The sequence below is a fragment of the Streptomyces sp. 5-10 genome (genome assembly GCF_014712245.1).
GTDB classification, from domain to species: domain Bacteria; phylum Actinomycetota; class Actinomycetes; order Streptomycetales; family Streptomycetaceae; genus Streptomyces; species Streptomyces violaceusniger.
Genome location: NZ_JACVYG010000030.1, coordinates 26,164 through 52,741 on the forward strand (window position 1 = coordinate 26,164; position 26,578 = coordinate 52,741).

Genomic DNA, 26,578 nt, shown 5'->3' on the forward strand with positions numbered 1-26,578 from the left:
TGTCCCGGTGACGTCGGGTGGCGTGCCCGCGATTGAGTCCGCGGGCACGCCTCCGGCTCAGCCGTGTGCGGCGAACCGCACGAACTGCGCCCAGCCGTCACGGCTGACGGCGAGACCGGGGCGCGCCGTGTCCTTGGAGTCCCGTACGTGGACGGCCCCTTCGGTGACGGCGACCTCCACGCAGTCGTCGTTCTGGGCGCTGCTGTAGCTGGACTTGAACCAATCGCGTTCAGGTGTGCTCATAGCGCTCCTCGCATCCGCTCCAGCAGGCCCCTGGAGTCCTTTGGAGAGAGGGCCTGCGAGCGCAGTCTGGCATAGCGCATCTCGATCCTGCACACCTCTTTCGGGTCAGCGATCAGGCGGCCGTTCTGTTGCCCCTCGGAGTACGCGAAGCGCCGCCTCTCCGGGGTCTCCACCAGCCGAACGGGCCCAGCAAGGCACGCGTGCTGTTCACAGTTCGCTGGCATGATCTGAAGTGTCACGTTGCGCAAGGAGGCGAGCTCAAGAATGAGGTCGAGCAGTTCACGGGTCACCTCGACTCCGCCAAGGCGGCGCATGAAGACCGCTTCCTCGACGATGAAGTCGAACGTGGTGTTGGGCCTTTCGTAGAGCAAGCGCTGCCGCTCCACACGTGCGGTGACCAGTTCCTCCAGCTCACGGTCGGTCAGTGGGGGGATGTCATTCTCGTAGAGGGCCCGCACGTACCCCTCCGACTGCAACAACCCCGGCACCAGCCGACACTCGTACGTGCACAGGCTCACCGCCACCCGCTCCAGCCGCGCCCACCGCCGGAACCACGCCGCCAGCCCCGGCTCACCCCGTGAGAGGAATCGGGCCGCCTTCCGCAGCGCTCCCGTGTTGCCCAGGACCTCCTCCGCCCGCTCCACGAACGACTCGTCCGGCATACGCCGCCCCAGCTCCACCGACGCCACGGTGTGCTTCGAGAACCGGACCAGTTCCCCGAACTGAGCCCGGGTGAGGCCCGCGTGTTCGCGGAGGGCCTGGACCACGGCCCCGAAGGTCCGCAGACTGTCGGAGGGGTCGGGCTCCCGTTCCCCGTCACCGTCCCCGGCCATACAGGTGTTGTCGGTCGTCATACGCGGACACCTCCAGGTGCGTACGTGCGAGGGCCCCCGCGCTCGACTCACCCAGGGTGACGGATCAACGGGTGTACCGTCCACCTAACGCGCATGTACGCTGACGCTGCGTACGCGGCGCGCCACTGGTGAAGGCCGACGCTCACCCACCACCGTGGCCCCATGAACGCAAGCACGCCCCAACTCCCCGCCACGAGCTGGACCTTTACCCAACGCCTGTCCTCCACGCGGCGCGGGGCCCGACTGGCCCGGCTGCTCGCCGTGGAGCAGTTCCGTGCCTGGCCCGTGTCACCCGCCGTCGCCGACCGCGCCGTGGCGATCATCGCCGAGCTGAGCGCCAACGCGGCGCTGCACGGGCGCGTGCCGGGCCGGGACTTCCGGCTCGGCCTCGCCCTCGACGGCGCCACGGAAACCCTCCGCATCGAGGTCACCGACACACGGGGCGAGCGGCAGCCCACCCTCCAGCCGCCCCCTCCCCCGGACCGTGAAACCGGGCGCGGCCTGCTGCTGGTGAACGCGCTCGCCGACCGCTGGGGCACCGAGCCGCACCATCCGGTGGGCAAGACGGTGTGGGCGGAGTGCGCCATGGAAGCGCCTTGATGTATTCCCGGCTGAGCCGGGAGGAATTCGGAGAATATTTCTGGGCTAAATGACTTACCTGGAGTCGAAAGACAAAAGGGACCGTAGCATGCCAGAAAAGCGGTGGCCGGGCCCAGGTATCAGGGACGGTGCACCGCGAGGCCCGCGCGATACGGCGAAAGCTGGATTGCCTGAACCCCAATCTCCAGTTGGTTAAAACACGGACCCGTCGGCACGATACCTGGAGCCGACGCCGCCTCCTGCATCGGCCATTTCTGCCAGCCGAAGCAACTCCGGGAGGCAGGGCGATTCCCAGCGAGGGAATTCAAGGAGATGAGTGGGGCGCCTAAGTCGCGCTAGATACGTACATCAAGACGAACCATGGGATCACCTAAAGGGCGCGAGCCCCATGGTGACGGAGTGCCCGTAGTAGTCGCAGGAGTAACGACCTGCCAGGGAGGGCGGGAAAGCCGCTCACAGGGCCAAGGGGCACAGGTGATATGGATCGACGGGACCGGGAGGTATGCGTAATGCAGAGCGCCGAAGCGGTACTTGACATCCTTCGTGAACGAGGTAGGCGTAACCTGCCGTGCAACGAGCTCTATCGACAAATGTTCAACCCGCAATTGTATTTACTGGCCCATGGCCGCATCTACTCCAACAAGGGGGCGATGACGCCAGGGGTCTCAGGGGAAACCGCAGACGGCATGTCACTGGAAAAGATCGGACGCATTATCGATACGTTACGCCACGAGCGATTCCGGTTCCAGCCCGTCAAGCGTGTCTTCATCCCGAAGAAGAACGGGAAACGGAGACCGCTGGGTCTGCCGCCATGGAGAGACAAGCTGGTGAGCGAGGTGATGCGCCTCCTCCTGGAGGCCTACTTCGAGCCCGGCTTCTCCGACCATTCACACGGTTTCCGTCCCCGGAGGGGCTGCCACACCGCACTGAGCGAGGTGGCGCGTGCCTGGACCGGGACGACATGGTTCATCGAGGGCGATATCGCCAAGTGCTTCGACTCACTTGACCATCAAGTGATACTCGACATCCTAGGCGAGAAAATCCACGACAATCGGTTCCTGCGGCTCGTGCGCAACATGCTCCGAGCCGGATACCTGGAAGACTGGACCTGGAACGCGACGCTCAGCGGCGCGCCGCAAGGCGGGGTCCTCTCCCCGATCCTGTCCAACATCTACCTGCACAAGCTGGACGACTTCGTCGAACGAGTCCTCATTCCGGAATACACCCGAGGGCACCTCAGGGCGAGAAACCCTGAGTATCGTCGGGTGGAAGCGGCTATTCAGCGAGCACGAGGGCGCGGTGATCGCGCCGAACTACGTGCTCTGCGCAAGCGGCAGCACAGTCTCCCGAGCCAGGACATGTCCGACCCGGGATATCGCCGACTGCGTTATGTGAGATACGCCGACGACACCCTTCTCGGGTTCGCCGGGCCCAAAGCCGAAGCCGAAGAAATCAAACAGCGACTGGCCCGGTTCCTGCGTGATGACCTCAAGTTGGAACTGTCCCAGGAAAAGACGCTGATCACCCACGCCAGAACCGGCAGGGCGAGATTCCTCGGCTATGAGATCTCCGTCCAAAGGAACGACCGCAGAGCGGAACGGAAACGAGGCAGCCGGCGCAAGCGCCGGTCGACCAACGGAACCGTTGCACTGCATGTTCCCCAAGACGTGATCAAGGCAAAATGCGCACCATATCTGGCACGCGGGAAACCCGCGCGGCAGCCCTCGATGTACCGCCTCGACGACTACACAATCGTCAACATCTACGGCGCCAGGTACTGCGGAATCGTTAACTACTACCTGCTGGCCGGTGACGTCTTTCGGCTGAACCGGTTGCATTGGGTCATGCAGTCCTCGCTGCTGTGCTCCCTGGCGGACAAGCACCGCTCGACCATGTCGCAGGCGGCCCGGAAATACAAGGCCACCATCGACACTTCGGCCGGGCCACGCAAGTGCCTCCAGGTCAGCATCTCCCGGCCTCCGAGCAGGAAACCGCTGGTCGCGCAGTTCGGTGGAATTCCACTCAAACGGCACAAGGTCGCAGTCCTGACCGACCGTGACCCTGTCCAACGGCGCGCGCCACGACGCGAGTTGACCAGACGGCTGCTGGCCGGAACCTGCGAACTCTGCGGACAGACCGCAAAGACCCAGGTCCACCAGATCCGCAGACTCGCCGACCTGGACCGGCTCGGGCAGACGCAGCCCGACTGGGCCCTCCTCATGGCAAAGAAACGGCGTAAGACCCTCATGGTCTGTCCGCCCTGCCACGAGGGCATCCACGACGGCCACGAAACCGCAGTTCACGAACATCGCTGGAGAGCCCGTTGCGGTTAACGCCGCACGACGGGTTCGGGAGGAGGCCGCTGGGAAAAGGACCAGCCCTGCAGGCTGGCACCTCGCCCGGCGGCCCACCTCACGCTGGATTCGCGCCCCCGCTGCCGGTCAGTGCCGTAGGTCCTCGGGGCGCGAGGGTATGCCCCGCAGATGACGGCCCTGCTCCGTCATGGCGTGTAAAAGGCGGTGTCCTTCGTGCGCCACGACCAGTTCCTCGGCCACGGCCACCCGGACGATGTCGACGGTGTCCAGAACCGTGATCCCCTTGCGTCGGGCGAAGCGGCCGGCCTCCCCGTCGTCGGTGATCCAGACCGAGCCCGCGAATTCCGGCCGGTTCTGGATCAGCGTCAGGGTCTCCGCCTCGCCGAGGTGCTGGAGGGGGCGCCGCGGGTCACCGGCGAAGACCAACCGCCGTAAGCGGTCGACCAGTTCGGTCTCGCGCGGGTCGTCGATCTCGATTGGCTCGCCGAGCCAGCCGTCGGCGGCGACCGTGCGAAGCCGGGGCAGGTGGCGCGCTGAGCGGGTGGCCTCGTAGGCGACGGCCTGGGTCCAGCGGCCCCGGCTGTCGAGGACCTTTTCCAGGAGGCTCAGCCGGTCGACGGCCGCGAAATTGCACAGGACCGTGTTGTCGGGGAACCACCAGGTGCGTTTCGTGGCCGTCATGGCTGGAAGATCAGGTCGCCCTTCTCGGTGTCCGCGGCGGGAACCGTGACCGCGGGCGGCTCGGGTTCCAGGGCGTCGTGCAATGCGTTCGGGTCCATGTCGAAGTAGGCCGCGAGCGGGCGCAACGTGGTGTCACCGGCGAGATAGCCCTCGTAGAGACCACGGGCGGGGGCCAGCGGGAGGCGTCTGGCCTGGGCGGCGGCGACGCGTTTCTCATGGAGATCCGCGCGTTGGGCCAACAGGTGGCACATCTCGGTCGTCACGCCGCGCAGGCGGTTCCTGGCATCGGGGGTGACCAGGCCGAGCTGGTGCAGGCGGGCGGCGAGAGCGCTCGGAGAGACCTTGAACCGCACGACCAGAGCCCGGAAGGCATCGTCGGACAGCCCGGATTCGGCCGACTCGGCGCCCACTTCGGCATGGATCTCTGCCTGCGGCATCAGGAAGTTCGCCGCGAAGACATTGGCACGGATCTCCGTATGGTCCTTCTGCCTGCCGGGAGCCAGATGGGTCTCGGTGCGCATCTCCTGTGCGTCACGGGCGAGGATGTGGCCGAGTTCATGGGCCAGGGTGAAGCGCTGCCGGGTCCACACACCGGTGCGTGCCAGCAGCACCAGCCGGAAGTGGTCCGTCTGCCAGGCCGCCCCGTCGAGACCCTGTGGGAGATCCGTCTGCGCCACGTCGATTCCGAAGTGCTCTTCGAGGGCACGGACGAGATCGGAGGTCTCGCACGCGGCCACTGACGCCACTCCGTGAGCGGAAAGCGCCGTCAGGGCATCCAGGGCCAGCTCTTCCCCCTGGTCGACATACCGCTCCAGGTCCGCATTGGGACGGGGCAGGGCGGGCAGCGAGCGGGAACGGCCCATCAGGTCGAGCACGTCGTACGCGGTGGTGAACCGGTTGACGAGATCCTTCAGGGCGAGCTCGTCGTCGGAGTCGGAGAAGGGACCGCTGGCGCGTGCCGCGAAGGCAGGACGCTGCGGCTCGCGGCCGGTGAGCAGCCAGTCCACCGTGGTCTGGCCCAGCTCCGCGATGCGGGCAAGGTCGAGCGAGGTGAAACGGCGCCTGCCGCTCAGAGACTTGGACAGCTTGTCGGGGGTGAGCCCGACCCGCTCCGCGAACGCGGCCTGCTGGAGGGAGGCCGCACCCATGACCTTGCGCACACGGTCGGTCACAGTCTCGTTCATGAGAACAGCCTACCCGGCGCTTGCGAAAATCGCAATCGACGAGCGCATGGCGCACCCCTGCTCTTGTAATTCGTAGGTCGCCGGTTCGGGCTCCGTCGAGAATCCCAGATCAGACGGCTTCTGACCTGGGGTTTTCTGCTGCTCGACGCATGATGTGAGGGGCGGTCGAGAAGCCGTGAGTCAGCTTGCGTGAGCGATGCGTGAGCGGAGGGGGCCAGGGCTTACTGGGTGAGCCTGCCGCGCTTGGCGATCTGGCCCCTGCGTTGCTCTCAGCCAGCGCCCTTTCCTGCTTGAGCTACTGAACTTGATTGAGTGATGTCGGCGCCGTTCGCCTGACAGTTGGCCGTCGGTGCCGGTAGCCCTGTGCCTGTGAGGTACGCGCAGGGTGGCGGGCTGACGGATGCTGAGAGGGCCGCGAGGGAGCGGTTACGGCTCGAGGCCGTGGAACGCTTTGCTGCCGGACAAAAGAACCAGCAGGTCGCGACTGCACTGCGGGTCAGTGAGCGGTCCGTGGAGCGGTGGCGCCGGGCCTGGCGTGAGCGAGGCGAGGCCGGGCTGCTCTCGAAAGGCTCTCCTGGAAGGCCCCGACTCGGCCAAGCCCAGATCGCGCGCTTGGAGCGTGAGTTGGAGCGTGGTCCGCTCGTCCACGGGTGGACGGACCAGCGGTGGACGCTGGCGCGGATCAAGACATTGATCGGCCGACTGTTCCACGTCTCGTACACGGTCGAGGGCACCTGGCAGCTGTTGAAGCGGCACGGCTGGTCGTGGCAGCAGCCCGCCCGGCGGGCCATCGAGCGGGACGACGAGGCGGTCGAGGTGTGGAAGAAGGAGACCTGGCCGCGCGTAAGAGCATCGCGGCGGAACGCAACGCCTGGATCGTCTTCGAGGACGAGGCCGGGCAGTCGATGACTCCGCCGCGCCCCAGGACATGGGGCCGGATCGGGCAGACCCCAGTGGTGCGGGTACGGGGCCGCGGCTCCGGGCGGGTGTCGATGACCGGCATGACCTGCTACAAGCCCGGCGAGCGTTCCCGGCTGATCTACGCGGTCCGGGAGTATCGGGGCCGCAAGGACGAACCGAAAGGCTTCGGCTGGCGGGACTTCCGAGACCTGATCGTCCGAGCCCGCACCCAGCTCGGCGGCCCGGTCGTTCTGGTCTGGGACAACGTCCGGCTCCACCTCACGGCGGGAATGCGGGAGTTCATTGCGGCGAACGCCGACTGGCTCACCGTGTTCCAGCTGCCGACCTACGCACCTGACCTCAACCCGCAAGAGGGCATCTGGTCGATGATCAAGCGCGACATCGGCAACCTCGCCGCCGCTGACCTCACCCAGATCACGACGGCCGTCAAGCGCCGGCTCAAGAAGATCCAGTACCGCTCTGACCTGGTCGACGGCTGCCTCGCTGCTACCGGGCTCACTCTGGACCTTTGAGCGAAGCCTGATCAGAAAAGCTCCAGCAGTTCCGTCAAAGTTGCGATGGACGGGACGGGAGGAACGTCCGGAAGCGGGGAATCCCGGCGGATCGCACGCCCCGCATAACCGAGGTCGATGGCCGCTTGGACCAGGTCGGGATCGTCGTCGATGAACAGGCATTGCGTGGGCGTCAGGCCAAGCGCGGTGCTGGCGTGGTGATACATGCGCGGATCCGGCTTGTTGCAGCCCAACTCGGCGGAGATCGCGTACGCCTCGAAGAAGCGGTGGATGCCCAGTGCCGCGTGCAGGCCGGGCAGGTCGGGCCAGGCATCGGAGACCACGGCCATCCGCACCTGCCGCTGGCTCAGCTCCTCCAGGGTCTTCCTCACGTCCGGGTACAGCTCCAGCACTCTGTCCGCGGGGACTTCACGACGCAGATCGGCCAGGAGCTGCGAGGTGGCCTCCATCCCGAGGTGGCGTAGCACCACCCGGTGGTAGTCGTCGTAGTCGGGGGTCGAGGACAAGGCGGCGAAGAACCGGTCTCCGGCGGCGATCGCCGCGGCGAACCGGTCATTCGTGATCGACGGATCGTGAGCGAGGACCGTCTCCTCGAAGTCCGCACGCGGGTTCCACCGGCCTCCGATCGGACGCATCAGCACACCACCGGAGTCGAAGAGAATGGCCTGAACATCCCCGGAACCGGGAGATCGTCTCGTCATCTGTCCAGTCTCACGGCCACGGGGCCGCCCTGTCGATCCGCAGTAGCCGGCCGGTCTGCCTCAGCAGCGCCAGACGCCGCCCACCTCGCCCGACATCACGATTTCAAGTTCAGTACTGGGTCATGGGTGGCGTACCGAGTGTCTGCCGTACCGCACTCGTGAAGCGTTCCCGACTGAGTTCCCGGGCCTGCTTGTTGCGCGTGAGGACAGCCACCATCGCGGATGCCTCTTCCATCGTCCCCGACAGGCGCGCGAGATTCTCCTCCAGTGCTCCCCGCGCTTCCCTGGAAGCGTGACGGTACTGCTCGATGCTCCTCATCACCTCGCCCAAAAGGGGGTGACCATCAAGATCTCGTAGGCTCCGCCCTTGGTCGCGATAAGAGCGCATGAGCTCACCAAGTTGCTCCGTGCGTTGCCTGTACTCCTCTGTTGCATCGGCCATGGCGTCAGCGGGAACCGCTCGGCTGTCGACCGCTGCTGTCGCGGCTTGGGCTACCTCGATGAACCGGGTGGAGACTGCGACGTCTTCCTGCATCGTCTCGGTCAGCTCCTCAGCCGTGCGCGTGACCTCTTCCGGTCCCAAGAGTGCGATGCGCCGTGCACGTTCCGCCATTCGACCTGCGGCTTCTCTGAGATCCTCGAGGCCCGTGGAGTCTGGATCGTGCACTGCTGCCGATGCTTGGGTGATTCGTAGGCATTCATCCCAGGCTTCGAGGAAGCTCTCGTACGTATTGAGCCGCTGCTGCCTCAGCCAGTGGCCGTGTTCCACGGCGGCTTGGTCCTGCACTTGCCGCCGAACGGTCTCGGCGTTCCTCTCGGCGCCGAACCTGGTTGCTCGTGCTCCAACAAGGGCACCCAGCCCGGTTGCAGCCAATCCGATGACTGCGATCACGAGAGGAATCGCGAAGTCCTTCACGGCAGCTAATCATGTCGGTATGGCATGCACTTGGAAACGGTGCGTCGGGCGGACCCGCCTGGAAAGCACCACCCCCGAGGAACACCCCACCGCCCGCCGCGACCGAACCACGACTCCCTGGGACCAGGCGACCGACGCCCTCGACACCCTGCACACTCAGGGCCTCGTACCGGAACGCGTAGCGCTTGACTCCCTACACCACGAAGCGCGACCCGACTGGCGTGGTGATCCTTTCGGTCGACGTGCGGCGGCACTCCGGGGACCGGCGGGGTATCGAGCGCCTAGACACGGCGGACGGCTGGCGCATGCGCGGTGGACCCGTGCGAGTCCCGGCTCGCGCTCACCTGCCGCGTGGGCGCCAGCCGCCTTGGATCGACTCAGCGGGGGACAGAACCGCAGGGGTGCGCTCATCGCCTTGTGCGGGCGGCCGCGGCTCAGTCCGGCAGTCCCCACGGCTTGGCGTCGCCGACGGCCGGGACTTCGCGTGGGGCCGGGTCCGGGCGGTGGCCTCGGGGGGTGATGAGGGCCGTCTCGTCGCGGGCGAGGGGGATCTCGATACGGCCGGGGCCGGTGGTGCGGTAGTGGAGGGGGCGGCCCCGGTGGTCGCGGACGTCGATCGGGCCGGGGATGCCGTGGTGGAGGACGAGGGGGGCACCGGCCTCGCTGTGGACGCGGATCCAGCGGGTGCGCCCGGCCGCGCGGTCGGCGTCCACCAGGAAGGCGCCCTGGGTGCGCAGGGAGTGGATCGACAGGTCGGGCCAGCGGCGGGAGACGGACGGGAAGACCCGCACCACGCCGTTGTGGCTCTGGACGGCCATCTCCAGGACCGACTGGGCCGCCGTCAGGGGGCTCTCGGTGGCGAGGTTGCCGCCCTCGACGTACATGGTGTTCGGGGTGATCCAGGCGTTGTTCACCTTGTTGCCGCCGATGAGGAAGGTGAGGAAGTCCAGCGCCTCCTCGGGCCGTTCCATGCGCGAGGCCATGGAGGAGGCCACCGCGTAGCTGTAACCGGCCCACAGGCCGCGGTCCTTGACCCAGTGGTCGAAGGTGGTGCGCATGATGTCCCGGTCGGCCGGGCGGTCCCAGTCCAGCTCGTGCAGCGGGTAGAGCCAGAGCATATGGGAGAAGTGGCGGTGGGACTCGGTGAGCGGCTTGCCCGCGCCGATCATGATGCCGGTGGCATCGCGGGGGTAGGCCACCAGACGGTCCAGGATCTCGCGCCAGCGCCGGGCGCGGGGGTGGTCGGTGCGCAGGATGCGCAGACAGTCCAGGAGGGTGGCGCAGCCCCAGCGGAGCAGGGAGAGGTCGTAGGTGCAGTCCTCGGCGTCCGCCCACTCCGGTGAGCGGGTCAGCGGCAGATGCAGCTTCCCGTCGCCGCCCTCGTACAGGAAGTGGTCGTAGAAGTTCACCGCCTTGGCGAGGATCGGGTACAGGACGTCGCGCACGATGCGGATGTCCATGGTGTGGCGGTAGCTGAGCCAGACGTTGTGCATGGCCCAGATGAGATTGCCGTTGTTGTCGGTCTTGGTGGAGGTGCCGGGGATGCCGACGGTCTTGGCGCCGGGGCGCAAGAGCCAGTCGGAGGGGTGGGCGAGGGCGTAGGTGTCCCCGTCCCGGTACTCCGGGGGGACGGACAGCGGCAGGTTCTTCTCGAAGTCCCGGAAGGTGGAGGTCACGGAGTCGAGTTCGAGGTGGTTGGAGCCCTGGATCAGCCAGGTGGCGATCTGGACGTTGAGGTTCCACCACACCGCGGTCCAGCTGCCGCCGGTCTCCGGGTACCACGGCCCCCATTCGGACATCGAGGGCCCATCGGCGCGGGTGGCGCAGGCGGCCTTGTAGAGCTGGATCCAGTAGAAGTGCTGAAGGCGCTTGTCGGGTACGGAGAGCAGGCTGCGCTGGTAGTAGCGGTGCCACCAGGCGCGGTGCTCGCGCACCAGGTCGTCCGGGTCCTCGGCCAGGGTACGCGCCACCTCGGCCACGGCGAGTTCGGTGGTCTTCGAGAGATCGTCGGGGTGGCGGTAGACGATGTGGGCGGCCAGCAGTCTGCCGGTGCCCACCCACCGTTCGCGCCAGGCGGTGGTCCAGCCGCCGCCCGCGATCAGCGGCTGCTCCACATAGTGGGTGTCGCCCGTGGAGCCGGTGCGGGGGTCGGGGTTGCCGGTGTAGTCGGCGGGTTTGTCCTTGGTCCGGGGGGAGGTCGCGGGCATCCATGTGAACGACCAGGCGGCGCTCTCCTCGCCCGCGCTGGGCCGGGTGGAGATCAGCAGCGCGGTACGGGCGTTGTGCACCAGCATGGTGAAGCGGACGCTGCCCCGGGTGGTGGTGACGGTGGAGCGCAGCTCGGCGTCCCACAGGTCGAGGGTCCAGTCGACATCGGTCACCTCTCCGGCCAGGGTGAGGTCGAAGTGACCGATGGGCAGCCGGGAGTAGCCGTACGGGGCGCGCCACTGGGGCCGCTGGTCCTGCACCTGACTGTGGCTGAGCATGACCTTCACGGAGTTGGGCGTGGCGCCCTGGTACACCACCGCGCCGAGCAGGCCGTTGGCCAGGAAGGGGCCGTCCTTCCAGTCGCCGGGCAGCCGCCGCCACCGCGGGGCGGCGGCCCTGGCCATCCGCTCGGGCAGGGCCGCCGCTCCGCCGGACGCCTGGGGCGCGGCCCAGGCGGTGCCGGATCCGGCCAGCCAGCCCCCGGCGCCGACCACGGCCGCGGTGCCGATCACACCTCTTCGAGAGATCCCGTTCCCTGTTGGCGCGGTCACGTATGTGCCTCCCCTATCCGGTGGTGAACTACCGGCATGGTGCAGGGCAGTTGAGCACCAGGGAATAGCTCCGACGTATGGAAATTCGACTGGTTACATATGCGCAGGTGAGGCGGGCTCAGGCGATCAGGCCGGACTGCCGGGGGCCGGATTGCGCCGATGTCTCGCCAGCCACGGTTACGGTCACGGTGACGGTCACGGTTCGGCGAGTTCCGCGCGCAGCCGTACCGTCTCCGCCGGGTCCCAGCCGTCGTGCGGCACCGACGACAGCAGCAGCCGGGTGTACGGGTCCTCCGGGGTGTCCAGCACCCGGGCCGTCGGGCCCGTCTCGACCGCGCGGCCGCGCCGCATCACCAGCGTGTCGTCCGTGATGTGCCGTACGACGGCCAGGTCATGGCTGACGAAGACCAGGGCCACACCGGTCTCCCGGCGGATGTCGGCGAGCAGCCGGAGGATCTGCGCCTGGATGGACACGTCCAGCGCCGCCACCGCCTCGTCCAGCACCAGCACCTCGGGTTCCACGGCGAGCGCACGGGCGATGGCCAGCCGCTGGCGCTGCCCGCCCGACAGACCGCGCGGGCGGGCGTCGCCCTCCCGCTGGCCGAGGCCCACCTGGTCCAGCAGCTCCTCGATCCGGTCGGCGGCGGCCTGCCCCTCGTACCGGCCGTGCAGCCGCAGCGCGGTGTGCAGGCACTGACGCGCGGTCAGGCGCGGGTCGAGCGATACGTACGGGTCCTGGAAGACGATCTGGATCTCGCGGGCGCGGCCCAGCCGGGCGGCCCGGCGCGCGCCCGGGCCGAGGAGCCGTTCGCCGCCCCGCCGTCCCGGGGTGCGCTCCCGCCCGTTCACCGCGATGGTCCCCGCGTCCGGGCGTACGAGGTCCACCAGGATCCGGGCCACCGTGGTCTTGCCGGAGCCGGACTCCCCGACGATGCCCAGCGAACCGCCCGCCGGGACGGAGAACGAGACGTCGTCCACGGCCGTGGTCCGGCCGCCGCCTGGGAGCGCGTAGGTCTTGCGCAGCCCCTGTACGACGAGTGCGGGCTCGGTCATGCGCTGCTCCTCGTGACGAGTTCCAGTCGGCGGCAGGCCGCGGAGCCGTCCGCATCCGATCCGGCGCCGTCGCCATCGCCGCCGTCGCCATCGCCGCCGAAGGGGACGGCCACCGGCGCCCAGGTCTCGCACTCCGCCTCGGCCCGTGCGCAGCGCGGGAGGAAGGGGCAGCCGGTGAAGGCGTCGGACAGGGAGGGAGGGCGGCCGGGGATGGGCCGCGGTGCGCGGTCGTCGCCCAGGCTGGGCGAGCATTCCAGCAGACCGCGGGTGTAGGGGTGTTTCGGATCGGCGAACAGCGCGTGGGCGGGCTGCTGTTCCACCACGCGGCCCGCGTACATCACGTACACGCGGTCGCAGTAGGCCGCCGCGAGCGGCAGGTCGTGGGTGATGAAGAGCGTCCCGAGGCCGCTTCCGGCCCGCCGCCGCTCCTCCTGAATGGACCGCAGCAGGGCCAGCACCTCCGCCTGGGTGGTCGCGTCCAGCGCGCTCGTCGCCTCGTCGGCGAGGAGGAGGTCGGGGTCGGTGGACAGGGCGGCGGCGATCACCACCCGTTGCAGCATCCCGCCGGACAGCTCGTGCGGGCGCTGCCGCATCCGGCGCTCGGGGTCGGAAAGACCCACCGAGGCCAGCAATTCGGTCGCCTTCGCCACCGCGTCGCGCCGGGACAGGCCCAGGACCCGGGTGAGCGGATCGGTGAGGAAGTCGCCGATCCGGCGGACCGGGTTCAGCGCGGAGCGCGGGTCCTGGAAGATCATGGAGACGGTGCGGGACCGGTGGAGGCGCAGCCGGGCCGGGTCCATGGCGAGCACGTCCTCGCCGTCCACCCGGACCGAGCCGGAGGCCCGCGCCCCCTCGGGGAGCATGCGCAGCACCGCCCGCGCGGTCGTGGACTTGCCCGAGCCGGACTCGCCCACCAGGCCGACCACTTCGCCCCGGCCGACCCTCAGCGACACCTCGGCGAGCATCGGCCGGGCGGCGGCACCGGCCGGCAGCTCGATGGTGAGATCCTCGATGTCCAGCAGCATCGCCGGCTACCTCCCCTTGCCCAGCCGGTCCGAGACCCGGACCCCGACGATGTTGAAGGCCACCACGACGGCGGCGATGGCCGTGCCCGGTACGAGGGCCGGCAGCAGCGCCCCCTGCACCACGGCGTCCTGCCCCTCCTGCACCATCAGCCCCCAGTCGATCGAGGGCGATCCGGCGCCGAAGCCCAGATAGCTGAGGGTGGCCAGGCTCATCAGCCCCTCGCCGAAGAGCACCACGAGATAGCCGACGATCGCCCCGGCGAGATTGGGCACCAGGTGGCGCACGCAGATCCGGGTCCCGCTCATGCCCTGCACCCGATAGGCGTCGATATACGGCTTGGAGCGCTCGGCGAGGGCGAGGCTGCGGGTGTACCGCGCGATGGTGGGCGCGTACGCGAGCCCCAGCGCGACGATCGACGTGGTGAGGCCGTCACCGAAGACCGCGATCACCAGGACCACGAACAGCAGGCCCGGGAAGGCGTACATCACATCGGTCACCCGCGAGAGCAGGGTGTCCACCCAGCCGCCGCGCCACGCCGCGACCGTGCCCATCGTGACGCCGAGCAGCGCGGCCAGCGCGAGCAGCGCCAGGGGTGCCAGCAGGCTCGACCGGGCGCCGTACAGCACCCGGGAGAGCAGGTCCTGCCCCGAGGCGTCGGTGCCCAGCGGATGCTGGGAGGTGGTCCCCGCGAGCGAGGCGGACAGGTCCACCGCGTCGGGCGCGTGCGGGGCGATCAGGGGTGCGCACACCGCCGCCACCACGACCAGGGCGAGGAAGCCGCCCGCGATCATCACCGGTACCGGGCGCCGGGCCCGTACCCGCACCGGGATCAGGGCCCCGGCCGTCACCGTCGTCATGCGGTCCTTCCTTCCGGCTTGCGTCCCCTCGACTGCCCGCCCGGCGAGACCCGGGGGTCGATCAGGGGATGGACCAGGTCGACCAGCGTCGTCACCACGACGTAGCCGATGACCATCAGCAGCAGCACCGCCTGGGTGACCGGGAAGTCGTGCGTGGTGATCGCGCTCACCAGCAGTGAGCCGATCCCGCTGAGCCCGAAGGCGGTCTCGACCACCACCGTTCCGGCGAGCATGCCCGCCATGACGAGCCCGCACATGGTGACGATCGGGCCGAGCGCGTTGCGCAGCACGTGCTGGACGACGATCTGGCGCTCCGGCTGTCCGGAGGCGCGGGCCGCCTCCACATGGTCGGAGGCGTACGCCTCGGCCATGGCCTGCCGGGTGACCCGGCTGATCACGGCGAGGGCGCTGAGGGCGAGGGCGAACGCGGGGAGGGTGAGATGGTGCAGCCGCCCGGCGAACCCCTCGCCCTGGCCCGTCACCGGGAACCAGCCGAGCCGCACCCCGAACAGGGAGACCAGCGCGATGGCCGCCACGAAGGCGGGCACCGAGGCGGCGAGCGTGGTGCCGCCGACGACCGCCGAGTCCACCCAGCCGCGGCGCAGCGCCGCCAGCACTCCGGACCCGACGCCCAGCACCACGAAGAACACCGTGGCGTAGCCGACGAGCTCCAGGGTGGTCGGCAGCCGCGCCCCGATCAGGTCGGCCACGTGGTCGCGGTACTGGAACGACCGGCCCAGGTCGCCCTGGAGCCCGTCCCACAGCCACCGGCCGTACTGGACGACGAGCGGTTCGTCCAGGTGGTGCTCCGCGCGGACCGCCGCGAGCTTCTCCGGGGTGAGCTCCTGTCGGCTGCCGGAGAGGAGGACGGCGGGGTCCCCGGGGGCCGCGTAGACGGCGGCGAAGATGAGGAACGAGGCGGCGAGCAGCGTGGCGAACAGGCCGGCGATCCGCCGCGGCAGTCCGCGGATCATGGGGTCAGCCCTTCTTCGTGCCGAGGTCGGCGGCCCACGGGTAGTACATCGACACCATGGACGCCGGCGGGCCGGTGTACGTGTCGCCGAGCACCATCACCGACGGCACCTGCACCAGGGGGATCCACACCGCGTCGTCGGCGAACTTGGTCTGTGCGTCGATGACGAGCTTCGCGCGCTCGCGGTCGTCGATGGTCTGCTGGGCCTTGCCGACGAGGGCGTCATAGCCCTTGTCCGAGTAGCCGAGCCAGTTGTTGGCGTTGCCGGATAGGCCGTTGTCGTAGAAGCCCGCCGGGTCGGCCTTGGAGATGTACCAGTCGACCGGGATCAGGTCGAAGCCGTTGCGGGACCCCGGGTCGGAGAAGAACTCGTCGTAACGGCTCGACGCGATCGTCTTGACGGTGACCTTCAGCCCGATCTTCTGGGCCGCGCCGCGCACCGCGTTGGTGATGACCGTCTGGCTCTCGCTGCCGTCGCTGGAGACGACGATCGGCTTCGAGGGCGCCCCGGCCCGCTCGACCAGCTTCTTCGCCCGGTCGATGTCGTCTGAGGAGGGCGAGACGGTGTAGGCCGTGGAGCGCTCGAGCTCCTTCTGCGCCTTCTGGAACGCGGCCTTCTCATAGCCCCACGCCCCGGGGCCCACCGGGGTCGCCCAGGGCTCGGCGAGGCCGTTGAAGCCGGACTTGGCGATGCCCTCGCGGTCCATGGCCAGCGACAGCGCCTTGCGCAGCCGGGCGTCCTTCAGCGCGCCGCTGTTGGTGGGGCTGAGCGACCAGGCGGTGGTGGACTGCCCGTAGTAGGCGCGCACGCCCTTCTTCTTGGACAGCACGGCGGCGGGGCCGGTGGCGGTCAGATAGGCGCCGTCCGCGGCGCCCGTGGAGATGGAGTTGACCAGCGCGCTGCCGGAGGCCCAGCGGAAGACGACCTCCTTGGTGAGCGGGCGGACGCTCTTGTCCCAGTAGTCCGCGGAGCGCTCGATGGTGAGGGAGGAGCCGGAGTTCCAGCTCTTCAGCCGGTACGGCCCGGTGCAGGCGTCGGGGTGGCCGGGGGTGCCGAAGTCGTCGCCCTGCTTCTCCACCGCCTTGCGCTCCATGATGATCCCGGCGTCACCGGCGAGGGCCTTGGTGAACAGGGCGCTCGGCTTCTTGAAGGTGATGGTGACCTGGTTCGCGCCGGTCTTGGCGATCGTGTCGACGTCCTCGTACTCGTCCGACTCGTTCATCTCCGGCCGGGCGTGCCGCTTGAGGCTCCACACCACGTCGTCGGCGGTCATCCGGGCGCCGTCGTGGAAGGTGACGTCGTCGCGGAGGGTGAGAACGAGCTTCTTGTCGCCGGTGTACTCGGCCTTCTCCGCCAGCCGCGGCGCGGTGGTCATATCGGGCTTGAGCAGGAGCAGCCGTTCGCAGATGTTGGCCATCACGGTGCGGGTGCTGCTGCCGCCCTGGGCGTCCATGTCCAGGGTGGCGGGCTCCTGTTCCACGAGCCAGTTCACCGTGGTGGCCGCGCCGGATGCCTTGGGGGTGGTGTCGGTGAGCTTGAGCTTCGCGGGGTCGACGGACGCGCCGCCGGACCCGGAGGTCGCCCCGGAGCACCCTGCGGTGAACAGCAGGGCGCCCACGAGGCCGACGGCGGTGGTACAGAGCTTGGTACTCATGGCAGGCTCTCTGGTCGTTCGTGCGAAACGTGAGGGAGGCGTCAGTTGGGGGCGTACGGACCGTCGTAGAGGTTCCAGGGCAGGTGCTGGTACGCGTGGTCGCAGGGGGTTCCGGGGGTCACGTGGTAGTCACCGGTGGTCAGGTCCACGCAGGAGGACAGCAGCGTCGTCCACCACTTGACCTCGGGCTGCCGGGGGTCGGGGTGGGTGCACAGGCCCTCGGGATGGCCGAGGTGGTCGGACATGGCCTGGTGGATCAGCTTGCGGGACTCGTCCGGCGCGCCGGCCTCGCGCAGCCGGCGCAGCCCGGCCTCGGCCCGGGGCACCCGGATCAGGGAGTCGGAGGACTCGGGGCGGTAGCGGGCCGCGAGCTGGACGGGGACGGTGGTCTGGTAGTGGTTGCCGTGGACGAGCAGCCCCTGCGTCGGATACATCCAGCCGTGCGCCCCCGGAGTGGTCTCCAGGTCGAGGGCGAAGCCCTCGCGGCAGGTCAGCAGGGCGTTGCTGGCGATGTGGCCGCGGGTGCGGCACAGCACGTCGACCGCCTCGCTGATCGACTGGCTGTCCAGGACCCGGCGGCGGATCACGGTCTGGGGCAGCCCCACGGCGTCGTCGAACCGGCCGCCGAGGCCGTTGGCGTTGAGGGCGATGCCCGCGGAGTTGGCGCCCTGGCGGCCGATCTGCCCGGCCTCCACCTGCATGATCACGGTGGGGTGCGGGGGCTGGACGATCCGGAGCATCAGGACGGTGTCCGCGACGCCCGCCCGCCAGTCCCAGTTCTGGCCGCAGTAGACGTGGCCGTCGCCGCTCGCCTCGCCCAGTACGGCGAAGGACGTACAGCCGTCGGTCACCTCGCGGTCGTCCGTGACGTCCGCGACGGCGTCCGCGCGGGCCCGCATCCGGGCGAAGGTCTGGTCGTAGATGATCTCGCCGCGGGCGTTCAGCGCGAGCACGTCCAGGAGCCCGACGCCCGCCCCCTCGGCAATCCCGCCCATCTCCTCGACGAGCTCGGGGGCGTAGGCGCGCACCGGCTCCAGCCAGCGCTCGGCGCGCGCGGTGATCTGGTCCCAGGTGAGCCCCGAGGATTCGCCGAACGCCTGCTCGTAGTAGGCGAGCGCCCTGCCGATCCTGTCGCGCGCCGCCTCGCCGTACTGGCGGCCGCGCTCGGCCGGCGGGCCGGAGATCTCGACGGTGGGGATGGTGGCGGCTGTCATGGCACTCCTGTGTTCTGAGGCCCGGGCCCATGGAGGGCTGTAATGTTTGTTTCAGAAATCAGCGTTCTTGGAACGGTGAGCCCAGATCGTAATGTCCGCCACAGGGAAGTCAATAGCTGTAATGAGCGAACCGAACAGCGCCAGCGGGACGACACGGCTGGCCGCCGCGGTCCGGGATATGTGGGGTGAACTGTCCGCCTCCGAGCGGGTGGTGGCCCAGTACCTGGTGAGCGCGCCACCGGAGAATCTGCTCTTCGCGAGCGCACAGGAGCTGGGCGCGGCCAGCGGCACCAGCAACGCCACCGTCGTCCGCGCCCTGCAGCGCCTCGGCTACGCCGGGCTGCCCGCGCTCAAGAGGGAGCTGGCCGCGGGCTTCACCTCCGAAACCGCCCCCGAAGAGCGGCTCAAGCAGCGCATCGCCCGCGTCGGCCACGACCTCGACGAGATCAAGGACCGGGTCTTCGACGAGGCCGCGGAGCGCCTCGACCAGTGCCGCCGCCTACTGGAGACGGATGTGCTGAAGCAAGCGGTGCAAACGCTGGCGGACGCGCGTGAGGTGGTCGCCTACGGCGTCGGCGCCTCGGAGCTCGCCGCCCGGCACCTGGTGCTGAAGCTGCGCCGGGCCGGCCGCCGGGCGCGCTTCGTGGGCGCCACCGGCTTCACCATGGCCGACGAACTGCTGGGCCTGGGCCGCGGGGACGCGGTGGTGATCCTCCATCCCGGGCGCCGGCTGCGGGAGTTCACCGTGCTCACGGACCGGGCGCGGGCCGTCGGCGCGAGCGTGGTGCTGGTCACCGACGTTCCCACGGGGCCCTTGGCCACCCACGCCGATGTGGTGATCAGCGCCCCGCACACGCCCACCGGCATCACCGCGGAATCCCTGGCGGGGATCGTCGTCATGGACACCCTCGTGCTGGCCCTCGCCTCCCTGGACGAGCCCCGGGCGGTTGAGGCGTCCCACCAACTGACCGTGTTGCGGGGGCAGTTGATCGACCGGCCGGAGCCGAGGCCGCGCAAGGGCTGAGCGAGCGGTGCGAGGGCGCGCGGGGTTTCTCAAGGGGAGGGCGGGCCCGCCGGGGAGTCCACCGGGGCGAGCAGGGTGCCGAGCGGGCCGAGGTCGAGGTTGAGGTCCGCCATCCGCAGGCCGTGACGGGCGCACATCTCCTCCATGCGCTGCTGGAGGATCATCAGCGTCATGCCGACGCGCTCCTCCTGCTCCTCCGTCAGGTCGCCCTTGTCGACGCGATGGAGCGCCTGGCGCTCCATCAGCTGACGCAGCAGCTCGACCACGGTCAGCACCAGCTTGGCCAGATCGCGCTCGACCGTGTCCGCGTCGGTGCGCAGCCGCTGGGCGGCGGCGGAGGAGGGGGCTGACATGCGCGGGTTTCCTTTCGTCAGGGCCTTTCGTCAGGGCAGCTGCGGGGCGGGGTGTTCGGCGTCGACCGGGGCGATGACCGCGCGCAGGTCGATCCGTACGAGATCGACGTCCGCGATGGACAGGACGAGGTCCCCGGCGAGCACGACCCCGCCCTGGAGCAGCCGGTCCAGCAGGTCGATCAGGGCGACCTCGCGGCCCGCGAGCGCCCGGGCGTCCTCCTCGTCCAGCGCCGCGCTCATACGGCCTCCTCCAGCGCGCCGCTCGTACGGGCTCCGGCCGGCGCCGCGCTCATACGGGCTCCGGCCGGGCGGCCGGGTCGGGCGGAAGGGCGAAGGAGTACGGCGCCCAGGGGCCGGTCACCTCGACGCGCACCCCGGGCTGTCCCTCGGCGGCGGCCAGCACCCGGGAGCGGAACTCCTCGGCGCGGTCGGCGGACACCAGATACGCGTCGTTGGCGATGTTCTCGCCACCGGGCTTCCCGGCCCCCGCCGTCTCGCCGCCGGGCTTTCCGCCACCCGCCGTCCCGCCACCGGCCACCTGGGCGAGTTCGCCGCGTTGCGGCCGATGGGCGACCCTGCCCACCGCCAGGGCCCCGGCCTCCTCGGCGATCCGCGCGGCCGTCCGGGCCGCCGTCTGCCAGGCTTCCTCGGCGCCGCGCCGGCGCCGGCGGCGGGCGGCGAGGTAGGCCCGGCCCGGGCTGAGGGCATCCTCCCCGCCCGTGGCCCCGGCGGGCACCGCCGCGTCCCTCGCCAGGGAGTCCGTGGGATCGGTATAGACTTTGACACCCCATTCGACGTGTCCGGCGAGCCGTTCCAGCAGCGGCAGGAACTGGTCGCGGCGCTCCTGGAGGACCTGCCGCACCCGGTCCTCGTCCCGGTAGACGGTGGCCAGCCGCAGCGGCAGTACGGCGCCCAGCGGGGCCAGCCCCGCCACCACCCCGTGGTGGCCGCGGGCCAGCGCCTCCAGCCGGGGCAGCTCCTCCAGACCCGCCTTCAGCGCGCCCTCCTCGAACTCCTCGGCCGGGACCGGGCCGACGGCCGCGGCCAGGTCCCCCGTCTCCACCAGCCCCACCTGCTCGTCCGCCACCCCGCGCAGTACGGCCGCCGCGCGCGCGGCCTCCGGGGTGGGGCGCAGCACCGCGTAGGCGTACACCATGTGCTGTCGCTGTGCGCTCTCGGTCAACCGTCCACGCTCCTGTCCTCGGCCCGTGCCCGCAGCGCCGCGATCTCGGCGCGCAGCCGGGCGTTCTCCTCGGTGAGGGACCGCTCTTGGTCGTCGTCCTGTACGGCCCGGGTGCGGGCGCGGGAGGACAGCGACGGATCGTGCTCCCACCAGTCGATGCCCATCTCCTTCGCCTTGTCGACGGAGGCCACGAGCAGCCGGAGCTTGATGGTGAGCAGTTCGATGTCCAGCAGGTTGATGCGGATGTCGCCCGCGATCACCACGCCCTTGTCCAGCACCCGCTCCAGGATGTCGGCGAGCGACGGGGCGCCCTCGGCGCCCTGGCCGTATGGGGTGGCGGGCAGGCGTGGCGGGCCCAGCCTGCCCGCCACCGGTTCTGTCGTCGTCACGGGGCTCTTCTCCGCTCGTCCGGCCGTTCCCTGCGTTCCAGCTGTGCCAGACGGTCCAGCAACTCGTCCTCGCGGCGGTCGTACGCGTCCTCGTCGATCCGCCCGGCCAGCAGGTCCTGTTCCAGTTCGGCGAGGGCGCGCCGGACCGGCGCCGGGTCGTAGTACTCGCGCTCGGCGGCCGCGGCCAGTTGCTCGGCGGCCCAGACGGTGGCGCGCACCGGTGCCAGCGGAAAGGTGAGCAGCCCGGTCAGCAGTCCCATGGCGCTCCCGCCCTCAGGCCACGAAGCTGTACGGCGGCAGGGGGCCGCGCAGCCGGAAGTCGTAGCCGTCTCCGTAGCCCTGGGCGAGCTGCCGCGCGGCCCGGGAGAACTCCTCGGCGCGCCCCCGCTCCACCAGGAACGAGACGTTGAGGAAGTCGTCCCCGGCCGGGGAGGCCACCACGTTGCCGCGGGCCATCTCCGACAGCCGCCCGACGACCTGGTCGGCCAACTGCCGTCGGCGTGCGTCCAGTTGTCGTGCGACCAGCTCGCCGAGGGCCAACCGGTCCGCGTAGGTGCCACCGCCGTCGCGGGTGCGTTCGTTGAGGCGCCGGGCGTCGTCGGACTCGGTGAGCACCTCCCGCAGCAGATCGTCCTGCGAGCGGGCCGCCTTCAGGTTGAACTCCGCGGTGGCGTGCAGCTCCTCGAGCCTGCGGACGTATTCGGCGCGCTTGCCGTCCAGCGCCGCCGTCACCGCGGCGTCGTCGGGCGCCAGCATGCCGAACCGCATCGGCAGCACCGCGCCGTCCGCCATCAGCCGCTCCTGGACCTCCTGGTGGGCGGCGAGGTCGCGGCGCTTGGGGCGCAGGTCCGGCGGCGCCGGGCTCACCACGCAGGCCAGCGGCCCGCCGGTGACCGCGCGCAGGGCGCCGGACACGCCGCCCACGGCCCGCAGCCCCTCCAGCCGCAGCGGATGATCGGACCCGGTGATGGCATAGATGTAGAGGGAGGGGGACGGAGACGGGGACGTGGGCGTGGACGGGGACGTGGTCGCCATGGTCACTTGTCCTCGTCGTCGCGGTCGAAGACATCGCTGATGGCCCCGAGGGCGCCGCTGATCGCCCCCTCGGTCTTGCCCCGGGCGCCGCCCTCGACGATGTTGCCGACGATGTCGCTCAGCTTGTCCGGGGCCTTGCGGCCCGATTCCAGGTCGAGGCGGTTGCACGCCTCGGCGAAGCGCAGATACGTGTCGACGCTGGCGATCACGATCCGGATGTCGATCTTCAAGATCTCGATGCCGACGAGGGAGACCCGGATGAACACGTCGATGACGAGGCCACGGTCCAGGATGAGTTCAAGGATGTCGAAGAGGCTTCCGGTCCCTGAACCGGTCGATGCGGTGGCAGGCAGCCCGCCGGTCTGCGTCATCACGGTCACGTGTGCTTCCTCTCGGTCGCGCTCGGTCGCCTGTCCGCGTCTGATACGGGCGCGGTGGCGGTGGCGTTCACCTGTGCGGCGCGGGTGACAGATGGGCGCGCACCCAGGGGACGGCCCCGCGCCGCGGACATCGCCGGCGCGGGGCCGTGGGAGGAAACCCGGCAAAAGAACGGCCGTGCCTGGTCCGGCGCGCGGCGTCTAACGTCCGCGGTCGAGCTGACCGCGGGCGTAGCGGTGTTGCCGCTCATAGCCGAGGAGCTGGCCCTGTGAGTCGAGGGTCACACGGTAGGTGGCCATGATGGTCATGGTCTCCGGCACCCGCTCCAGCTCCACCACCTCCACGTCGGCCACCCACCCGTCCGGCGTCGGCTGCATCGCGGAAACCGCCTCCGGCGCGGTGCCCAGCAACTCCCCCAACTGCCGGGCGGCGCCCCGCATGGCCTGCGCCACGGGTACGCGGCGGGGTGGCGCGGTGGTCTCCTCGGAAGTGTCCGTACGCGGTGTGTCCGGATCGATGCTCGTCATGGTCCTACGGTGCCAAGTCCTGGGGGTGCGTGGTGTGCGGATCAGCAAAGCGGCAGCGCGGCGACGCGGAGTTTCCCCTACCCGCCCCTCCCCGAACCAGGGGGCTCCGCCCCCTGCCCCCCGAACGCCCTCCGGGCGTGTCCTCAATCGCCGGACGGGCTGAGATCAGACCCTTGAGGCCCGGGGGCCGGGGCCCAGCCCCGGTTGCGGGACCCTGACCCCTGGCTCAGCCACGCCGCGCCAGTCGCCGTTCCCGCCGTCATCCGGCACCCAGCGCAGGACGTCGCCGGGCTGGCAGTCGAGGGTGCGGCAGATGGCGTCGAGCGTCGTGAACCGCACCGCCTTCGCCCGGCCGTTCCTCAACACGGCGACGTTGGCGGGCGTGATGCCGACGGCGGCGGCGAACTCACCGACCGACATCTTGCGCCGGCGAGCAGCATCCACACCGCGACGAGCGCCACTTGGACGCAGTCGATCATGCATCGACTATCGATGGATTCCTATCGGTAGTCAATCGATGTCCATGCGCTCGTCAAAGCCCGTCCGGGGGTTGACGGTCCGCCCGGCCGCCCACCAGTTCTCGCTGTTCGTCTCGACCACGCACAGGAGGATGTCCTCCTCGGGGACGTCCGCGTACAGCAGGAGGTTCCTGCGGATGGCCGCGAACAGCTCCGTCTTCTGCTGGGGGTCGCGGTCGTTGAAGAAGAGCTGGATGAACATCGTGCGGTCGCCACGGCGGATGTCGAAGAACACCGGCTGCGTCTGGACGTTCTCGGGCTTGAGCTCGTGGATGAGGTGGAACTGGTCGTCCTGCGGGATCTTCAGGACGTCCACCATGGACCGGTGGATGCCCAGCGAGACGTTCCGGCGGTACTCGGGGGTGGTGCCCTCGCGCATGTAGATGTTGACCAGAGGCATGGTGTGTCGTTCCGTTCTGCTGTGGTGTGCTCACCACGCTAGGAACGCGCACGACATTCCGCCAACGAATGTCTCGCATGGCCGGTATGCTGCCTGCGCATGGAAGGCATGCGCAGGGACGTGCGCTCATGGACATGACCCTGATCGGGCTGCGGGTGCTGCGCGAGGTGGCGGAGCGGGGCACGATCACCGCCGCGGCGGAGGCGCTCGGATACACCCAGTCGGCCGTCTCCCGGCAGGTGGCCGCGCTGGAGCAGGCGGCCGGCGCCCGGCTCTTCGACCGCCACCCCGGCGGTGTGCGGCTGACCACCGAGGGGCGCACCCTGCTGCGGCACGCCGTGGTCGCGCTGGACGCGCTCGACGCGGCCGACCGGGAGTTGCGCGGGGGCGAGGCGGAGGACGGCCCGGTCCGGCTCGGGTTCATCCCCACCGCCGGAGCGGTGATCGTGCCCCGCGCGCTGGCGGCCCTGTGCCGGGAGCACCCCCGGATCCGGGTGAGCACCAGGGAGGGCACCACCCCGTCGCTGGTGCGGGCCTTGCGCACCGGCACGCTCGATGTCGCCGTGCTCTCCTCCAGGCCACCCCACCGCTCCCCCGACACCGACGCCCCGCCGCTGCGCGTGGAGCCGCTGTTCGAGACCCGGCTGGGCGTGGCGGTGGCGGCCGGCGGCCGGTTCGCCGGACGCGACAGCGTTACGGCCGAGGAGATCGCGGGCGAGCCGTGGATCGCCAGCCCGGCCGCCGCGGAGGAGCCACTGCTCGGCGTCTGGCCGGGGCTGCCGGGACGGCCCCGGGTGCGCCACACCGTCCGCGACTGGCTGACGAAGCTTCACCTGGTGGCGGCCGGGGCGGGCATCACCACGGCCCCGCCGGCGCTGCTCCCCGCCGTCCCGCCCGGTGTGCGTCTCGTCGCCGTCGAGGGCGTGGCGGAGGAGTGGCGACGCGTCAGCCTCGCGCACGCGCCGGGCCCCGCCACGGCATCGGCGAACGCGGTGGTACACGCCCTGCGGCAGGAAGCCGCCGAACTGGCCGACGACCCCGGCTGACGGCCCGCGGCTCGCCGCCCGCGGCGACCTACCGTGCGAGCTCCATGCGCAGGACCTTCGAGCGGCGCGCACGGCCGTCCGGAGGCGGTGCGGTGGTCCCGCCGTCGGTGATGAGGTAGGCCACGCGTCCGTACTCACCGGGGCCGCGGCCCCAGGCGATGCTCGACGGGCCCAGGAGCCGCAGGTCCAGGGGGTCGCCGAGGACGATGTCCCGGGGCTGGTCCGGCGGCCCGTCCAGCCGCACGCGGTCGAGGGTGTTCTGACGGTGCGTCGTCACGTAGGCGACGCCCGCGTCCTCGTCGAGGCAGAAGTCGTCGGCCATCGTGCCACCGCCGACATGCTCCGGTGGCCCGGCCGGATCGAGGGTGTCGGGGTCGACGGGCACCCGCATGAACAACCGCCGCGCCGTGGAGGTGTAGTACAGGTGGTGGGTCCGCTCCGCGTAGCGCACCCCGTTGATGCCCGGCTGGGGCGGCTTCACGGTGCTGAGCGGGTCGTGCTCCATGCTCGGGTGGGCGAGCCAGACGTCGGCGGCCGCCGGGCCGCCGGTGGCGGAGAGGTCGACGCGCCAGACGAAACCGCCGAAGCAGTCGGCCAGCAGCAGGACACCGGGGGCGATCAGACAGCCCCCGTTCAGGGCCCGCACCCGGGAGTCGAAGGTGAGGACCGTCTCGATCGCGGGGGCGGCGCCGGGTGACCGGCCACGCAGATCGACCCGGCTCAGATACGACGCGTGTGTGGTGTAGCCGTCGCTGAGGGCCACGTGGAACACATCCGGCTCGGTCTCCACGACCGCCGAGACGAGGTGGTCGTAGGTGTGCAGGAGGATCGGCTCGACCGGGGTGTCCGTCGTACCGGCAGCCGGGATCAGCCACAGCTGCTTGTGGTTGAGCGACGTCACGACGATCGAGTTGTCGCTGCGCACCGCGAGGTTCTCCAGGAAGGAGTGCTCGGGGAACTCGGCGACGGTGTGCAGGGTTGCGGATTCCATGGTCGTCCTTCCTCCGGTTCTCACTGGTCCAGGCCGACCGCGTTCGACGGCACGTCGAAGGCGGCGAGGGTCAGCGACACACCGGTGAACCAGCCCATCAGCACGGTGACGTCGACGATGCCCGTGTCGCCGATCGTCTCCTTGGCCCGGCGGTACCGCCCGACGGGGATGACACGCCGCCCCACCAGCGATGACGCGAGTTCGTACACGAGCTGCTGCCGTGGCACGACTCCACTGGTTGTCGCCACAAGCGTTCTCCTGTCCAAAAAA

General features: G+C 70.0%; 29 protein-coding genes and 1 pseudogene. 5 read left to right on the forward strand and 25 right to left on the reverse strand.

Annotated elements, in window-relative coordinates; genetic code table 11:
- Positions 1-57: 57 nt before the first annotated feature.
- Together IEJ02_RS28505 and IEJ02_RS28510 are read right to left on the reverse strand one after the other, a co-directional pair.
- Positions 58-243, reverse strand: a complete 186-nt coding sequence (locus IEJ02_RS28505) for a DUF397 domain-containing protein (RefSeq protein ID WP_138916749.1) — start codon at positions 241-243, stop codon at positions 58-60.
- Positions 240-1,097, reverse strand: a complete 858-nt coding sequence (locus IEJ02_RS28510; RefSeq protein ID WP_182468779.1) for a helix-turn-helix domain-containing protein — start codon at positions 1,095-1,097, stop codon at positions 240-242. Before IEJ02_RS28510 ends, IEJ02_RS28505 begins: the two co-directional genes overlap by 4 nt.
- Positions 1,098-1,259: 162 nt before the next feature.
- Here IEJ02_RS28510 and IEJ02_RS28515 point away from each other — a divergent pair, with 162 nt between their 5' ends.
- Entirely contained in the window at positions 1,260-1,697 is a 438-nt protein-coding gene (locus IEJ02_RS28515) for an ATP-binding protein (protein ID WP_191067453.1), read from the forward strand.
- A 509-nt stretch (positions 1,698-2,206) separates the two neighbouring features.
- A complete protein-coding gene (locus IEJ02_RS28520) occupies positions 2,207-4,030 on the forward strand; it encodes a reverse transcriptase/maturase family protein (RefSeq protein ID WP_191067454.1) in 1,824 nt (607 codons plus the stop codon).
- A gap of 108 nt (positions 4,031-4,138) precedes the next feature.
- On the opposite strand, the gene IEJ02_RS28525 is transcribed toward IEJ02_RS28520, so the two are convergent.
- Together IEJ02_RS28525 and IEJ02_RS28530 are read right to left on the reverse strand one after the other, a co-directional pair.
- Entirely contained in the window at positions 4,139-4,693 is a 555-nt protein-coding gene (locus tag IEJ02_RS28525) for a PIN domain-containing protein (protein ID WP_191067455.1), read from the reverse strand.
- A complete protein-coding gene (locus tag IEJ02_RS28530; RefSeq protein WP_191067456.1) occupies positions 4,690-5,877 on the reverse strand; it encodes a helix-turn-helix domain-containing protein in 1,188 nt (395 codons plus the stop codon). The genes IEJ02_RS28525 and IEJ02_RS28530 overlap by 4 nt, the downstream gene beginning before the upstream one ends.
- Before the next feature lie 369 nt (positions 5,878-6,246).
- Here IEJ02_RS28530 and IEJ02_RS51435 point away from each other — a divergent pair.
- Positions 6,247-7,310, forward strand: a protein-coding gene (locus IEJ02_RS51435) for an IS630 family transposase (RefSeq protein WP_498067113.1) whose coding sequence is annotated in 2 segments (ribosomal slippage) — positions 6,247-6,703 and positions 6,703-7,310 — 1,065 coding nt in all. Because the reading frame shifts where the segments join, the coding sequence is not laid out codon by codon here.
- An 11-nt stretch (positions 7,311-7,321) separates the two neighbouring features.
- Here the strand turns inward: IEJ02_RS51435 and IEJ02_RS28545 are convergent.
- The 9 genes from IEJ02_RS28545 to IEJ02_RS28585 all read right to left on the reverse strand — a co-directional run bounded on the left by IEJ02_RS28545 (position 7,322) and on the right by IEJ02_RS28585 (position 18,464).
- Positions 7,322-8,011 carry an HAD family hydrolase gene (locus tag IEJ02_RS28545; protein WP_223864558.1) on the reverse strand — a complete coding sequence of 230 codons (690 nt, stop codon included), beginning with the start codon at positions 8,009-8,011 and terminating at the stop codon, positions 7,322-7,324.
- 109 nt (positions 8,012-8,120) lie between these two features.
- Positions 8,121-8,927, reverse strand: coding sequence for a hypothetical protein (locus tag IEJ02_RS28550; RefSeq protein WP_191067458.1), 807 nt, complete (start codon positions 8,925-8,927; stop codon positions 8,121-8,123).
- A gap of 434 nt (positions 8,928-9,361) precedes the next feature.
- Positions 9,362-11,686, reverse strand: coding sequence for a glycosyl hydrolase family 95 catalytic domain-containing protein (locus IEJ02_RS28555; protein WP_191067459.1), 2,325 nt, complete (start codon positions 11,684-11,686; stop codon positions 9,362-9,364).
- Between the two features lie 195 nt (positions 11,687-11,881).
- Positions 11,882-12,739 carry an ABC transporter ATP-binding protein gene (locus tag IEJ02_RS28560; RefSeq protein ID WP_191067460.1) on the reverse strand — a complete coding sequence of 286 codons (858 nt, stop codon included), beginning with the start codon at positions 12,737-12,739 and terminating at the stop codon, positions 11,882-11,884.
- The gene (locus tag IEJ02_RS28565; RefSeq protein WP_191067461.1) at positions 12,736-13,764 is read right to left on the reverse strand and encodes an ABC transporter ATP-binding protein; all 1,029 of its coding nucleotides are present in this window, start codon (positions 13,762-13,764) and stop codon (positions 12,736-12,738) included. The genes IEJ02_RS28560 and IEJ02_RS28565 overlap by 4 nt, the downstream gene beginning before the upstream one ends.
- A 6-nt stretch (positions 13,765-13,770) precedes the next feature.
- A complete protein-coding gene (locus IEJ02_RS28570; RefSeq protein WP_191067462.1) occupies positions 13,771-14,622 on the reverse strand; it encodes an ABC transporter permease in 852 nt (283 codons plus the stop codon).
- Positions 14,619-15,596 (reverse strand): ABC transporter permease, encoded by a 978-nt coding sequence (locus tag IEJ02_RS28575; RefSeq protein WP_191067463.1) that lies wholly within the window; start codon positions 15,594-15,596, stop codon positions 14,619-14,621. The genes IEJ02_RS28570 and IEJ02_RS28575 overlap by 4 nt, the downstream gene beginning before the upstream one ends.
- A 4-nt stretch (positions 15,597-15,600) precedes the next feature.
- Positions 15,601-17,250 carry an ABC transporter substrate-binding protein gene (locus IEJ02_RS28580; protein ID WP_191067464.1) on the reverse strand — a complete coding sequence of 550 codons (1,650 nt, stop codon included), beginning with the start codon at positions 17,248-17,250 and terminating at the stop codon, positions 15,601-15,603.
- Positions 17,251-17,291: 41 nt separating this feature from the next.
- Positions 17,292-18,464: a C45 family autoproteolytic acyltransferase/hydrolase gene (locus IEJ02_RS28585; RefSeq protein ID WP_191067465.1), complete on the reverse strand. Its 1,173-nt coding sequence runs from the start codon at positions 18,462-18,464 to the stop codon at positions 17,292-17,294.
- 121 nt (positions 18,465-18,585) lie between these two features.
- Between IEJ02_RS28585 and IEJ02_RS28590 the strand changes: the two genes are divergently transcribed.
- Complete coding sequence (locus tag IEJ02_RS28590; RefSeq protein ID WP_191067466.1) at positions 18,586-19,488, forward strand: MurR/RpiR family transcriptional regulator; 903 nt, start codon at positions 18,586-18,588, stop codon at positions 19,486-19,488.
- A gap of 29 nt (positions 19,489-19,517) precedes the next feature.
- On the opposite strand, the gene IEJ02_RS28595 is transcribed toward IEJ02_RS28590, so the two are convergent.
- The 10 genes and pseudogenes from IEJ02_RS28595 to IEJ02_RS28640 form a co-directional block, all read right to left on the reverse strand.
- Positions 19,518-19,841, reverse strand: a complete 324-nt coding sequence (locus tag IEJ02_RS28595) for a gas vesicle protein K (RefSeq protein ID WP_191067467.1) — start codon at positions 19,839-19,841, stop codon at positions 19,518-19,520.
- A 30-nt stretch (positions 19,842-19,871) separates the two neighbouring features.
- Positions 19,872-20,081, reverse strand: a complete 210-nt coding sequence (locus IEJ02_RS28600; RefSeq protein WP_191067468.1) for a gas vesicle protein — start codon at positions 20,079-20,081, stop codon at positions 19,872-19,874.
- Positions 20,082-20,130: 49 nt separating this feature from the next.
- Entirely contained in the window at positions 20,131-21,024 is an 894-nt protein-coding gene (locus IEJ02_RS28605) for a GvpL/GvpF family gas vesicle protein (RefSeq protein WP_223864559.1), read from the reverse strand.
- The gene (locus IEJ02_RS28610) at positions 21,021-21,413 is read right to left on the reverse strand and encodes a gas vesicle protein (RefSeq protein WP_275561236.1); all 393 of its coding nucleotides are present in this window, start codon (positions 21,411-21,413) and stop codon (positions 21,021-21,023) included. The genes IEJ02_RS28605 and IEJ02_RS28610 overlap by 4 nt, the downstream gene beginning before the upstream one ends.
- The gene (locus tag IEJ02_RS28615) at positions 21,410-21,673 is read right to left on the reverse strand and encodes a gas vesicle protein GvpG (protein WP_191067469.1); all 264 of its coding nucleotides are present in this window, start codon (positions 21,671-21,673) and stop codon (positions 21,410-21,412) included. Before IEJ02_RS28615 ends, IEJ02_RS28610 begins: the two co-directional genes overlap by 4 nt.
- 13 nt (positions 21,674-21,686) lie before the next feature.
- Positions 21,687-22,448, reverse strand: coding sequence for a GvpL/GvpF family gas vesicle protein (locus IEJ02_RS28620; protein WP_191067470.1), 762 nt, complete (start codon positions 22,446-22,448; stop codon positions 21,687-21,689).
- A gap of 2 nt (positions 22,449-22,450) precedes the next feature.
- Entirely contained in the window at positions 22,451-22,819 is a 369-nt protein-coding gene (gvpJ, locus tag IEJ02_RS28625; RefSeq protein ID WP_137981015.1) for a gas vesicle protein GvpJ, read from the reverse strand.
- 207 nt (positions 22,820-23,026) lie between these two features.
- Entirely contained in the window at positions 23,027-23,353 is a 327-nt protein-coding gene (locus IEJ02_RS28630) for a gas vesicle protein GvpO (RefSeq protein WP_137980192.1), read from the reverse strand.
- 258 nt (positions 23,354-23,611) lie between these two features.
- Positions 23,612-23,773 (reverse strand): annotated as a pseudogene (locus tag IEJ02_RS51150) (helix-turn-helix domain-containing protein); the annotation flags it as partial.
- A 90-nt stretch (positions 23,774-23,863) separates the two neighbouring features.
- The gene (locus tag IEJ02_RS28640; protein ID WP_191067471.1) at positions 23,864-24,271 is read right to left on the reverse strand and encodes a tautomerase family protein; all 408 of its coding nucleotides are present in this window, start codon (positions 24,269-24,271) and stop codon (positions 23,864-23,866) included.
- Positions 24,272-24,399: 128 nt separating this feature from the next.
- Between IEJ02_RS28640 and IEJ02_RS28645 the strand changes: the two genes are divergently transcribed.
- Positions 24,400-25,317, forward strand: a complete 918-nt coding sequence (locus IEJ02_RS28645) for a LysR family transcriptional regulator (protein ID WP_191067472.1) — start codon at positions 24,400-24,402, stop codon at positions 25,315-25,317.
- 28 nt (positions 25,318-25,345) lie between these two features.
- Here the strand turns inward: IEJ02_RS28645 and IEJ02_RS28650 are convergent, their stop codons facing one another.
- On the reverse strand, positions 25,346-26,308 hold the full coding sequence (locus IEJ02_RS28650; RefSeq protein WP_191067473.1) for a hypothetical protein: 963 nt from the start codon (positions 26,306-26,308) through the stop codon (positions 25,346-25,348).
- 20 nt (positions 26,309-26,328) lie between these two features.
- Positions 26,329-26,556, reverse strand: coding sequence for a hypothetical protein (locus IEJ02_RS28655; protein ID WP_223864560.1), 228 nt, complete (start codon positions 26,554-26,556; stop codon positions 26,329-26,331).
- Between the last annotated feature and the right edge of the window lie 22 nt (positions 26,557-26,578).